At 71.8% G+C, this 11,672-nt stretch carries 10 protein-coding genes and 2 rRNA genes; 3 read left to right on the top strand and 9 right to left on the bottom strand.

The annotated features are described in order from the left end of the window. Positions 1-94 (top strand): 23S ribosomal RNA (locus tag ACZ68P_RS18085); the annotation flags it as partial. Positions 95-168: 74 nt separating this feature from the next. Then, positions 169-285: ribosomal RNA gene (gene rrf, locus ACZ68P_RS18080) — 5S ribosomal RNA — on the top strand. Between the two features lie 79 nt (positions 286-364). Here rrf and ACZ68P_RS18075 read toward each other — a convergent pair. Genes ACZ68P_RS18075 through ACZ68P_RS18060 form a run of 4 tightly spaced genes read right to left on the bottom strand, consistent with a single transcriptional unit; the run spans position 365 to position 4,016 of the window. After that, on the bottom strand, positions 365-1,033 hold the full coding sequence (locus ACZ68P_RS18075) for a response regulator (protein ID WP_471007136.1): 669 nt from the start codon (positions 1,031-1,033) through the stop codon (positions 365-367). Continuing rightward, positions 1,030-2,268, bottom strand: coding sequence for a sensor histidine kinase (locus tag ACZ68P_RS18070; protein WP_471007171.1), 1,239 nt, complete (start codon positions 2,266-2,268; stop codon positions 1,030-1,032). Before ACZ68P_RS18070 ends, ACZ68P_RS18075 begins: the two co-directional genes overlap by 4 nt. A 27-nt stretch (positions 2,269-2,295) precedes the next feature. Then, positions 2,296-3,114, bottom strand: a complete 819-nt coding sequence (locus ACZ68P_RS18065; RefSeq protein WP_471007134.1) for an ABC transporter permease — start codon at positions 3,112-3,114, stop codon at positions 2,296-2,298. Then, the gene (locus ACZ68P_RS18060) at positions 3,111-4,016 is read right to left on the bottom strand and encodes an ATP-binding cassette domain-containing protein (protein WP_471007132.1); all 906 of its coding nucleotides are present in this window, start codon (positions 4,014-4,016) and stop codon (positions 3,111-3,113) included. Before ACZ68P_RS18060 ends, ACZ68P_RS18065 begins: the two co-directional genes overlap by 4 nt. A gap of 150 nt (positions 4,017-4,166) precedes the next feature. Between ACZ68P_RS18060 and ACZ68P_RS18055 the strand changes: the two genes are divergently transcribed. Continuing rightward, a complete protein-coding gene (locus ACZ68P_RS18055; protein WP_471007130.1) occupies positions 4,167-4,730 on the top strand; it encodes a GNAT family N-acetyltransferase in 564 nt (187 codons plus the stop codon). An 81-nt stretch (positions 4,731-4,811) separates the two neighbouring features. On the opposite strand, the gene ACZ68P_RS18050 is transcribed toward ACZ68P_RS18055, so the two are convergent. Genes ACZ68P_RS18050 through ACZ68P_RS18030 form a run of 5 tightly spaced genes read right to left on the bottom strand, consistent with a single transcriptional unit; the run spans position 4,812 to position 11,605 of the window. Then, positions 4,812-6,449, bottom strand: coding sequence for a type IV secretory system conjugative DNA transfer family protein (locus ACZ68P_RS18050; RefSeq protein ID WP_471007127.1), 1,638 nt, complete (start codon positions 6,447-6,449; stop codon positions 4,812-4,814). Between the two features lies 1 nt (position 6,450). After that, entirely contained in the window at positions 6,451-7,863 is a 1,413-nt protein-coding gene (locus tag ACZ68P_RS18045; RefSeq protein ID WP_471007125.1) for an ATP-binding protein, read from the bottom strand. Positions 7,864-7,882: 19 nt separating this feature from the next. Next, complete coding sequence (locus ACZ68P_RS18040; protein ID WP_471007124.1) at positions 7,883-9,436, bottom strand: SCO6880 family protein; 1,554 nt, start codon at positions 9,434-9,436, stop codon at positions 7,883-7,885. Beyond that, entirely contained in the window at positions 9,433-10,761 is a 1,329-nt protein-coding gene (locus tag ACZ68P_RS18035) for a hypothetical protein (protein ID WP_471007121.1), read from the bottom strand. Before ACZ68P_RS18035 ends, ACZ68P_RS18040 begins: the two co-directional genes overlap by 4 nt. After that, complete coding sequence (locus ACZ68P_RS18030; protein WP_471007119.1) at positions 10,751-11,605, bottom strand: DUF8175 domain-containg protein; 855 nt, start codon at positions 11,603-11,605, stop codon at positions 10,751-10,753. The genes ACZ68P_RS18035 and ACZ68P_RS18030 overlap by 11 nt, the downstream gene beginning before the upstream one ends. Positions 11,606-11,672: the final 67 nt, after the last annotated feature.

The following is an 11,672-nucleotide window of genomic DNA, read 5'->3' as shown; positions in this document are numbered from 1 at the left end:
AGGCTCCCAGTAGACGACTGGGTTGATAGGCCGGATGTGGAAGCCCAGTAATGGGTGGAGCTGACCGGTACTAATAGGCCGAGGGCTTGTCCTCAGTTGCTCGCGTCCACTGTGTTAGTTCTGAAGTAACGAACTGTGCCGATTTCCGGTTGGTTAACTTCATAGTGTTTCGGTGGTCATAGCGTTAGGGAAACGCCCGGTTACATTCCGAACCCGGAAGCTAAGCCTTTCAGCGCCGATGGTACTGCAGGGGGGACCCTGTGGGAGAGTAGGACGCCGCCGAACAATCATTGTGGGAAAGCCCCGCACCTTATGGTGCGGGGCTTTTCTGCGTTCAGCCCTGTTTCCCGTCCCCACCCTGCCGTCACCGCTGGGACGGGGAGACCAGGCCGGTGTCGTAGGCCAGGATGACCGCCTGGACGCGGTCCCTCGCTCCCGTTTTCGCGAGGATGCGGCTCACGTGGGTCTTCACCGTCGATTCCGCCAGGTGGAGGCGGGCGGCGATCTCCGTGTTCGTCCAGCCCTGGGCGATGACCGTGAGGACCTCTCGTTCGCGGTCCGTGAGGGCCGTGAGGCGGGGGTCCGCTCGGGGCGGGCCCGGGGTGGGCGGGAGGTGGTGGATGTACGCGTCCAGGAGGCGGCGCGTCAGGCTGGGGGCCACCACCGCGTCCCCACTCGCGACGGCGCGGATGCCGGAGAGGAGCTCCTCCGGCTGGGCGTCCTTGACCAGGAACCCGCTGGCGCCGGCACGCAGGCCCTCGTAGGCGTACTCGTCGAGGTCGAACGTCGTGACGATCAGGACGCGGGTGCGGGCGCCCGTGGCGACGATGCGGCGCGTGGCCTCGATGCCGTCGAGGCCCGGCATGCGGATGTCCATCAGGACCACGTCCGGGCGGTACCGGTCGACCAGGCGGACCGCCTCGGCGCCGTTCGGCGCCTCACCGACGACCGTCATGTCGTCCTGGCTCTCCAGCAGCATGCGGAAGCCGAAGCGTTGCATCGCCTGGTCGTCCGCGATCAGCACGGTCGTCACGAGAGGGAGCCCTCCAGGGGGAGTCGGAGCCGTACCCGCCAGCCGCCGGTCGGCAGCGGGCCGGCCTCGAGTGTGCCGTCATAGAGCGCGGCGCGCTCGCGCATACCCGTAACTCCCTGGCCCGTCCCCGTGGTTCCGTTCCCGCGCGCTCCGCCGGTGTCCCTGATCTCCACCGTCGACTCCTCCGGCGTGTACGCGAGGAGGACCGTTGCCTCGGCGCCCGGGCCCGCGTGCTTGAGGCTGTTCGTCAGAGCTTCCTGGACGATCCGGTAGACGGTCAGCTGCGCGCCCGTCGCCAGGGGCGGGGTGTCGCCCCGGGTCTCCAGGCGCACCGGGAGGCCCGCCGTCCGTACGCCGGCCAGCAGGGCGTCCAGGTCGTCCAGGGTGGGCTGGGGGTCGCGTACCGCCTCGCCCCGCAGCAGACGGCGGAGTTCGGCGAGGGCCTGACGGCTCGTCGTGCCGATGGCGTCGAGGGCCTCGGCGGCGCGTTCGGGGCTCTTGGCAGCCGCGTATCTGCCGCCGTCGGCGAGGCCCGTGATGACGGAGAGGTTGTGGCCGATGATGTCGTGCATCTCGCGGGCGATCCGGGTGCGTTCGGCCGCTGCCGCCAGTTGGGCCTGCTGGTCGCGCTCGACCTCGAGGCGGCGGGCCCGGTCGACGAGGGCGGCCGTGTGGTCCTTGCGGGAGCGGACCGCGATGCCGAGCAGGGCGACCATCGCGTACGCCCACAGGGCGGGGACGACCTGCTGGTCCCAGCTGCCCTGAGGGTGGCGGACCGCCCCCAGGATCAGGGGCGGGGCGAGCAGGGCGAGCGTCCACGGGAGGGTGCGCAGGGGGAGCCGGAGCGCGACGTGGAAGACGACGACGAGCTGGAGGAGGCCGGCCTGGAGGAAGGCGCCTGTCCCGTTGCTGACGAGGGACACGCACGCCATCACCGCGAGAACGGCCATCGGCCGGCGGCGCCGCCACAGCAGCGGGAGCGCGAAGGCCAGGCTCATGGCCACGACCAGCCAGGCGGGGACGGTCGGGTCGGGGGCGGTGTTCCGCCAGCCGCCCATGGCGTCGATCAGAGCCGCCGTCGTCCAGAAGGCGGTGAGCAGCCCGTCCCAGGTTCCGGGTCGGCGCGTGTCGAAGGCTCGTACGCGTCGGGACAGGTTCTGGATGTGCCGGCTGAGGGGTTCCTCTGCCGTGCCGGACTCCGTGGCGGGTCCCGTCTCGGGCTGCTTCTCCGTGATCACGCGTTCATCCTCGTACCTCGGGGGCTAGACGTCCCGGTGCTTCAGCAACAGGGCCGGGACGGTCAGAGCCGCGGCCGCCCACAGACACAGGGCGAGCAACGCGCCCCCCGGAGACGCCGCGTGAGGCATCGGGGCGGCGGAGCCGAGGGCACCGGCGGCCTGGGTGGGGAAGTACCTGACGGCCGTCTCCATCGCGTCGTACGGGAGCATGCCGAGGACCTCGGGCACCACCATGACGCCGCCGATGAAGGCCCCGATGGCACCCGGCACCGAGCGCAGTGCGGCGCCGAGACCGAGCGCGATGACGCCGAGCAGGGTCACGCCCGCGGCGTTGCCCGCGATGGCGGCGAGGACGCCGTCGTCGGTGAGGGAGGCGGCCTGGTCGGTGTCGGAGAGGAAGAGCTGGGCGGTGAGGAAGGTGATCAGGGCGGTCACGAGGGAGACGGTGAGGACGACGGCCGTGAAGACGGTGGCCTTCGCCCGGAGGACGGGCGTCCGGTGCGGCACGGCGGTGAGCGAGGCCCTGATCAGACCGGTGGCGTACTCGCCCGCCGTGACCAGGATGCCGAGGACGGCGAGGCAGATCGCGCCGAGCTGGGAGCCGTAGAGGGTGAGGACGACCGGGTCGACGTCGGAGTCGCCGCCGTCGGAGGTGTAGGTGGCGCCCATGAGGATGCCGACACCGAGGAGGAAGGAGACGGAGGTGAGGAGGGTGATCCAGGTGGAGCGGACCGTCCACAGCTTGTGCCATTCCGAGCGCAGGACGCGGGCGGGGGTGACGCGGTACGTCGCGGCGGGGGCCTCCGTGGCCGGCGCGGCGGACGGCTCGGTGGTCGTGGTCATGCTGCTGCTCCCTGGTATTCGACCGAGTCGCGGGTGAGGTCCATGAACGCCTGCTCCAGGGACGGTTCCCGTGGGGTGAGTTCGTACAGCGGTACGCCGTGGGCGGACGCGGCACGGCCGATGTCGGCCGCTTCCACGCCGGTGACGAGGAGCGTGCCGGGGTCCTCGTCGGTGATCCGGGCGGCGGCGGGCAGGAGCGTGCGCAGGCGGTGCGGCTCCGGGGTGACGACCTTGACCGAGGCGCCGCCCGACGCGCGGACGAGTGCGGCGACGGTGGTGTCGGCGAGGAGCCGCCCCTTGCCGATGACGACCAGGTGGTCCGCCGTCAGCGCCATCTCGCTCATGAGGTGGGAGGAGACGAGGACCGTGCGGCCCTCGGCGGCGAGTGACCGGAGCAGGGTGCGGATCCAGAGGACGCCTTCGGGGTCGAGGCCGTTGACCGGCTCGTCCAGGACGATCGCGGCCGGGTCGCCGAGGAGGGCGGCCGCGATGCCGAGCCGCTGGCCCATGCCGAGCGAGAAGCCCTTCACGCGCTGGTGGGCCACCGCGGTGAGGCCGGTGAGGCCGAGGACGTGCGTGACCCGGGAGCGCGGGATGCCGTGGGTGTGGGCGAGGGCCATGAGGTGGTGGAAGGCGGTACGGCCGGGGTGCAGCGAGCGGGCTTCGAGGAGGGCGCCGACCTGGGTGAGCGGGGCCGGGTGGGTGGCGTAGGCGCGGCCGCCGATCGTGGAGCGGCCGCGGGTGGGGGCGTCCAGGCCGAGGAGCATCCGCAGGGTGGTGGACTTGCCCGCGCCGTTGGGGCCGAGGAAGCCGGTGACCGTGCCGGGGCGGACGGTGAAGCTGAGGTCCTGGACGACGGTCCTGTCCCCGTACCGCTTGGTGAGTTCGTCTGCTCGGATCATGCTCATGACGCTAGGCAGCGGGGGCCGGGGGATCGTCCGACCGTGGGTGGGAAGCGCGGCACGCGGGGTAGTACCGGGGTACGACGGGGGCTTGCCCGCCTGCCCGCAAATGGCGTTGTCACGTCGGGGTGGGGCGGCGATGATCACCGTATGGACTATGTGATCCGAGCCGTCCGTGCCGACGAGTGGGAGAAGACCCGCGAGATCCGGTTGGCCGCCCTGAGGGACCCGGCCGCGGGCATCGCCTTCCTGGACACCTACGAGGCCGCCGTCGAGCGGCCCGAGTCATTCTGGCGGGACCGTGCGGAGGGGGCGGCCGAAGGCAGCACGCATGCCCGGCAGTTCGTCGCGGAGGCGCCGGACGGGAGCTGGGCGGGCACGATCACGGTGCTGGTGGAGCGTCCCGCGGGCGACACTCGCTTCGGTACGGCGGCGAAGGTCGACCAGACGCACATCGTGGGCGTGTACGTCCGGCCCGAGGCGCGGGGCACGGGGCTGATCGAGCGGCTGTTCCGCGAGGGCGTGGAGTGGTCCTGGTCGCTGGCCGAGCCGTCGGTGCGGCGGGTGCGGCTGTACGTCCACGAGGAGAACGCGCGGGCGTCCGCGTTCTACCGGCGCTTCGGGTTCGTCGCGAGCGGGGAGCGGGTGCCGATGCCGGGGAACGAGTCGGCGTACGAGGCGGAGTACGAGATCCGGCGGCCGGAGGGCCGCTGAGGGCTGTCCAGTGGAGGGGGCCCGCCGCCCCCGCCCTGCGCGCCGCCCCCGCCCTGCGCGGCGTGCCCGGCTCCGGGTGGCTCAGCTCTGAGGGAGCGGCTGCTGCCAGCGGGCCCTGGCCTGTTCGCGCGAGCGGAGGAGGACCGTGGTGGGGAGCCCCTCGTCCTCGCCGTGCGCCAGCAGGTCGGGGAGGCGGGGGATCGGGGCCACGGCGGCCACGTCGTCGAGGACAAGTGTGAGTGGTGGGTCGAGCCGACCGTCGGATGACCGTGCGGCCATGCGGCGGCCGTGCTCGACCACGCTCGCGGTGAGGGCGGTCAGCAGAGGCATCGCACCGGGACGGGTGCGGGGGTCCTCTACCGGTTCACCCACCACGTAAAGGGTGCCCCCTTCCGCGATGAATGATTCCAGCGTCAACGAATCCGTTCGATTCGGCGTGCACGCCTCGCGGATGTGGACCGAGGAGAGCGACGACAGCGCACGCGCCGTCAGCTCCTGTGCCATCTGGCGCCGTTCCGGGTACGCGGTCAGCGCCGACTCCAGGAGACCGGCATGGCCGCCGGCCGCCTTGGGGTGGGTGCGGAGGATGCGTACGGGCTCGTGGGCGCCCGTGCCCTGCGCCCAGCGGTGGATCTGCTTGAACGGGCGGTCGTCCACCGCGGCGGCGTGCAGCCAGCAGCGCAGGAGCGTTTCGGCGGTCTCGGCGACGGCGGCGTCCAGCCGGGACGGCGGGCGTACGGGGGCGAGGAGCGCGATCGACCGTTCCTGGGCCGTGGCCGGGTCCTCGCACCGGGCGGCCGGGGACCAGTGGAGCCGGGCCGGGGTGTCGCAGAGGTGGCCGGGGTCGTAGACGAGGACCGGGCCGAGCTTGCCGCGGGCGTCCTTGGTCTCGGCCCAGACGGTGGGGTCGGAGGTCACGACGAGCGCGGGGCCCTCCGCGTCCTGGACGGCCTGGAGGGCGGAGGGCCGGCGGGTGGCGGGGGAGCCGTAGAGGAGGCGGGGGGCGCGAGGGGAGGGGAGGACCGGGTCGACGCGAGCCGGGTCGATGAGGACGGGACCCGTGGGGGCGGCGTGGGCGAGCGCGAACTCGGCAGAGACGGGCTCGGCGGCTTCCGTGGCTGCGACGCCTCCGGCGGCCTCGGTGGTTTCGGTGCGGAGGGGCTCCGCCGGGACGACGGGCTTGAGGACAGCGGGCTCGGCGGGGGCGGTGGCTTCGGTGGCCGCGATGCGGGATGGCTCGCTGACGACGGGCTCCGTGGAGGCGGCCGGGGCGGGGGCATGGGCCGCGACTCGGGCCGGGGGGCGCGGGTGCTCCTCGCGCGGGTGCTCCTCCCGCGCGTCGACCGCGGCGCCCCCGGCGTGGGCGCGTCGGGCCGCCCGTACCCCTCGCCATCGCGCCAGCGTTCCCACCGCGAACACCAGGAGGACCGCCAGCACCATCAGCTCGCCGATGAACAGGCCCCAGAACAGCCCGTACCCCGACAGCTCGCCCGCCGGGGTGTTCGGCCACGCGCCCGCCAGGTCCTGCGGGCTGCCGATCAGGGACCGGAGGGCGAGCGGGGTCCTGGTGAAGGTGACCCCGCTCGGCCACGCGCCTTTCGCGAGCAGACCGGCCAGGCCGGTGGCCGTCCACGCCAGCACGCTCAGGCCGAACAGGAACCCCAGGAGCCCCACGAGAAGCCCGTCGGAGACCCCGCCTGTCCGCTGGTCCTGCGCCATGTCATGCCACCGTTGACTCGGAGGGGCCGTTCACCTGCTGCTCGATGAGGGCGGCCCGTTGTTCGGCTTCCCACTCCGCGGCGCGCAGGTCCTCGGGGAGGTCGTCCGGCCGGGAGGACTCGGTCATGGCGCGGTCGGTGTAGACGAGCGGGCGTTCCCTCTCGGTGATGAGGTGCTTGACCACCTGGACGTTGCCGTTGACGTCCCACACCGCGATGCCGGGTGTGAGGGTCGGGATGATCTCGACGGCCCAGCGGGGGAGTCCGAGGACCTTGCCGGTGGCCCGGGCCTCGTCGGCCTTCTGCGCGTAGATCGTGCGGGTCGAGGCCATCTTGAGGATGGCCGCGGCCTCCCGGGCCGCCGCTCCGTCGACCACGTCGGAGAGGTGGTGCACCACCGCCACGAAGGACAGGCCGAGCCGTCGCCCGAACTTCAGCAGCCGCTGGAAGAGCTGGGCGACGAAGGGGCTGTTGATGATGTGCCAGGCCTCCTCGACCAGGAAGATGCGCTTCTTCCGGTCGGGGCGGATCCAGGTGTGCTCCAGCCAGACGCCGACGATCGCCATGAGGATCGGCATGGCGATGGAGTTGCGGTCGATGTGGGAGAGGTCGAAGACGATCAGCGGGGCGTCGAGGTCGATGCCGACGGTCGTCGGACCGTCGAACATGCCGCGCAGGTCGCCGTCGACCAGCCGGTCCAGGACGAGCGCGACGTCCAGGCCCCAGGCCCGTACATCGTCTATGTCGACGTTCATCGCCTCGGCCGACTCCGCCTTCGGGTGACGCAGCTGCTCGACGATGTCGGTGAGGATCGGCTGGCGGTCGGTGATGTGGTCGGTGACGTAGGCGTGGGCGACCTTGAGGGCGAAGCCGGACCGCTCGTCCAGGCCGTGGCCCATGGCGACTTCGATGATCGTACGGAGCAGGGCGAGCTGCCCGGTCGTGGTGATCGACGGGTCGAGCGGGTTGAGGCGGATGCCGGAGTCGACGGCGACCATGGGGTCCAGGCGGATGGGGGTTATTCCCAGCTCCTGCGCGATGAGGTTCCATTCGCCGACGCCGTCCTCGCCCTGGGCGTCGAGGACGACGACCTGCCGGTCGCGGAAGCGGAGCTGGCGCAGGACGTACGTCTTCTCCAGGGCGGACTTGCCGTTGCCGGACTCCCCGAGGACGAGCCAGTGGGGGGCCGGGAGCTGCTGTCCGTACAGCTGGAACGGGTCGTAGATGTATCCCTTGCCGCTGTACACCTCGCGGCCGATGATGACGCCCGAGTCGCCGAGGCCGGGGGCGGCCGTGGGCAGGTAGACGGCCTGGGCCTGTCCGGTCGAGGTGCGTACGGGCAGCCGTGTCGTCTCGACCTTCCCGAAGAGGAAGGAGGTGAACGCCTCGGTGAGGGCGGAGAGCGGATCTCGCATGGCACGGGCCCCTTAGCGGCTAGCGGCGGATGCCGGTCGCGAACGGCAAGGTGTTCACAAAGGCCCGGTGGTGCTCGCGGTCGCACCACTCCAGCTTGAGGTACGACTTGCCGGCGGAGGCCCTGATCGTGCGCTTGTCCCTGGCCAGGGCCTCGGGCGAACGCGACGACACAGTGATGTACCCGACGAGGTTGACGCCCGCCGCGCCGCTCGCGAGATCTTCACCCCGCTGGTCGAGCCGGCCGTGTGCGGCGATGTCGCGGGGGTCGACGGTGCGGTTCATCTTGGCCTGGCGGGAGGCCTCGGCCTCGTCGTTGGTCTTCTCGGTGAGCATGCGCTCGATGGCGACCTCGGTGGGTTCGAGGTCCATCGTGACGGCGACGGTGCGGATGACGTCCGGGGTGTGGACGAGGAGCGGGGCGAGGAAGTTGACGCCGACGGGGGTCATCGGCCACTCCTTCACCCAGGCCGTGGCGTGGCACCAGGGGGCGCGGGTGGAGGACTCGCGGGTCTTCGCCTGGAGGTACGTCGGCTCCATGGCGTCCAGCTCGGCGGGCCAGGCGTTCCGCTTCGTCATGGCCTGGATGTGGTCGATGGGGTGGTCCGGGTCGTACATGGAGTGCACGAGGGAGGAGAGCCGGGACTGTCCGAGGGGCTGGCGGACCCGGATGTCGGCCTCGGCGAGGCGGGCGCAGATGTCGGTGAGCTCGCGGGCCATGACGACGGCGAGGCCGGCGTCGCGGTCGAGCTTGCGGACGCCGGAGGCGTGGCGGGCGGCCCGGGCCATGGCGTTCGCCTCGGCGGCGAGCTCGCGGGTGTAGTGCATGCAGGCGACGAGGTAGGCGCGGTGCTGCTCGCTGGAGGTGGAGACCATCGACTGGAGCTGCTCGTACGACTCCTGGAGCCAGCCGGGGGCGTTCGGGTCGCCGCGCTGGCCGACGTCCTTGGCGTGGGCGTCGGGGTCCGCGGGGAGGGTGCGGGCGAGCATCTGGAGGCGCGTGACGAAGCCGTCTCCGTTGGCGACGTGCTTGAGGAGCGTGCCGAAGCGGTCGACCAGGGCTTCCTGGTCCTCGCTGTCGCGCAGGCCGACGCCGGGGCCCTCGATCTCGATGGCCGCCGTGACCGTCCGCCGGTCGGCGTGGAGGAGGACGGCGATCTCGTCCGGGCCGAAGGGCGCGGACATCCAGTTGATCCTGCCGATGCCGGGGGGCGGGCCGACCTCGACCTCGCGGCCGTCGAGGCGGGTGCCGGCCTCGGCGGTGGCCGAGCGGTAGGCCGTGCCGCGCTTGAGGGAGCGTTTGTAACTACGGTTGATCTCGAACCATTTGTAGAACGTGCGGTGCTTGTACGGGACGTAGACCGCGGCGAGCGCGAGCATGGGGAAGCCCATGAGCAGCACGATGCGCAGGGACAGGACGGGGACGATCAGACCGCTCATCATGCCGAGGAACGCGCCGGCGATGATCAGTGCGATCTCGCCCGTCTCGCGGTTCTTGCCGACGATCGCGTTCGGCCGGGCCCGGCCGATGAGATACGTGCGGCGGGGCGTGACCGGATGGGACTGGGTCGTCAACGCCCTCCACCTCCAGAGTTCTTTCGGTTGCTGTGCGGTGTGCCTGACGTGGGGCTGCTGCTACGCGGCGGGGGTGCGGCGGAGGGGACAGTTCCGCCGCCGCCCCCGCCCGAGCCCCCGCGGCTGCTGTGGGCCGCGACGCCACCGGCGAGGGGGTTGGCTGGGCGGGCGCCGCCGCTGTTGGCGCCGGACTGGCCGCCTCCGCCGTCGCCGCGGGTGCTGTGGGTCTTGATGCCCTGCGAGACGAGGGAGGCGGGGGAGGAGATGACGGCGGCGGCCGCGTTCTCGCCGGAGCGGTGGAGCCGGTTGTTGCGGGAGGCGACGATCTCGTCGCCGAAGCCGGGGACGAAGCGGTAGATCATGCCGGACGCGAAGATGGCCAGCAGGATGATCGCGAGTCCGGACACGACGGCGGAGAACGAGTCGGGGCCGGTACCGGAGGAGAGCGCGCCGGCGAGCCCGAGGACGATGACGATCACGGGCTTGACGAGGATGACCGCGATCATGATCCCGGCCCAGCGGCGGACGTGGCCCCACATGTTCTTGTCGACGAGACCGGAGTAGACGACGACGCCGAGGAGGGCGCCGACGTAGAGCAGCACGGCGCGCAGGAACAGCTCCAGGTAGAGCACGCCGGCGGCGAGCACGGTCACGAGCGAGACGATGATCAGCATGATGGGCCCGCCGCCGATGTCGTCGCCCTTCTGGAGCGCTTCCTTGAAGCTCCCGAAGAAGACGTCGGTCTGCTGCCCGGTCCCGGAGGCGATGACCTCGGTGACGGCGTCGGTCGCGGAGACGACGGTGTAGAGGATCAGCGGCGTGAAGGCGGAAGCGAGGACGGTCAGCCAGAGGAAGCCGATGGCCTCGGAGATGGCAGTGGTGAGGGGGACGCCGCGCATGGCCCGCTTGGCGACGGCGAGGAGCCAGAGGAGGAGGGTGAGAACGGTGGCGGCGGCGAAGACGACGGCGTAGCGGGCGAGGAAGGCGGAGTTGGTGAAGTCGACCTCGGCGGTCTCCTTCACGGCCTTGGAGAGGGCGTCGACGATGGAGACGGCGGCGTCGGCGCATCCGCGGGCGAGGGAGGAGAGGGGATCGAGGGCGGAGGTGGGGTCGTCGACGCGGGGGGAGCGGGCGGCGCCTTCGCCGTCCTCGCAGTATTCGCGTGCGGGGCCGCGGATCAGGTCACAGGGGTTGTCGCTCCGGCCCGGCGAGGGGGTCGGCGTGGGTGCCGCGAAGGCACGGCCTGCCATCAGTACGACCGAGGTCTGCACGGCGACGGCCGCCGCAGCGAGCGTGAAGGCGCGAGGCGGACGCTTACCGGGCATAGGTGAAACCTCCGAACTGGTCCACGGCGTCGGCCATCTCCTCCGCGCCGGAGGCGGTCTGATCGCGGCCGACCGGGACCGGACCGTCCTTCTGATCGAAGTCGGTCACCTTCCAGTCACCATTGACCCATTCCAGCTGGTACGTGGTCGTGTACCAGCTCTCCGACACGGGATTCTGGGACCCCTCGCCCGCGAGGCCGAACAGTGAGGAGAACCAGACGGAGACCGTCGCCCGCTCGTGGCTGTAGTCGACGAGCTTCGAGCCCACCGGGATGACCCGGGAGATGAACGTCAGCCCGCTCGGGGCCGACCCGTCCTCCTGCAGACCGATGCGGGTGAGGAAGCCCTTGTCCGCGTACACCTTGTCGAGATCGTCGCCGCGGGCGGCGGCGACGGCGGGGGAGTAGACCGCCGCGACGATCTCCTGGCGGCGGGAGGCGACAAACATGTCGGCGGACCCGAGAGGCACCGAGAAATTCACCGCCGCGCTCTGCGCGCCCTGTTCGTCGTGGGCGAAGCCCGTGGGGATCTGGCCCGTCCTGCCCGTCACCGGGCGGACTCCCGTCGCCGTCGTCGGTGCTCCCGCGCCCGCCGGGGCCTTGTCCGTCGAGGTGGACGGGCCGGCCGTGGGGTCGCCGTCGCCGCGGTTGGCGAAGGCGATCGCGGCGATCAGCAGGACCACCACGCCCACGACCGCGATCAGCGAGCGGGAGCTGCGCATCGGGGGGCGTCGGGTGCCGCCGCCGTAGACGTCGCCGCTGCCGCCCTCGGGGAGACGGGTACGGGTCTGGCCCGAGCCGCCGACACCGCCGCCGAAGCCGTCGTTCTCGTCGCCGAGGCTCATGACGGGTACGCCCCCTCAACCGTTCGCGGGTACGACAGAAGCCGTGCTGTTCGCCGCGCGGGCGCGG

This window comes from Streptomyces sp. NPDC036822, from assembly GCF_055609145.1.
This window is presented reverse-complemented; position numbering and strand designations above follow the sequence as displayed.

Coding starts and splice junctions, on each gene's coding strand:
- ACZ68P_RS18065 (WP_471007134.1), bottom strand. CDS start 3,114: ATGACCACGACCACCGAGCCGTCCGCCGCGCCGGCCACGGAGGCCCCC.
- ACZ68P_RS18060 (WP_471007132.1), bottom strand. CDS start 4,016: ATGATCCGAGCAGACGAACTCACCAAGCGGTACGGGGACAGGACCGTC.
- ACZ68P_RS18055 (WP_471007130.1), top strand. CDS start 4,167: ATGGACTATGTGATCCGAGCCGTCCGTGCCGACGAGTGGGAGAAGACC.
- ACZ68P_RS18050 (WP_471007127.1), bottom strand. CDS start 6,449: ATGGCGCAGGACCAGCGGACAGGCGGGGTCTCCGACGGGCTTCTCGTG.
- ACZ68P_RS18045 (WP_471007125.1), bottom strand. CDS start 7,863: ATGCGAGATCCGCTCTCCGCCCTCACCGAGGCGTTCACCTCCTTCCTC.
- ACZ68P_RS18035 (WP_471007121.1), bottom strand. CDS start 10,761: ATGCCCGGTAAGCGTCCGCCTCGCGCCTTCACGCTCGCTGCGGCGGCC.
- ACZ68P_RS18030 (WP_471007119.1), bottom strand. CDS start 11,605: ATGAGCCTCGGCGACGAGAACGACGGCTTCGGCGGCGGTGTCGGCGGC.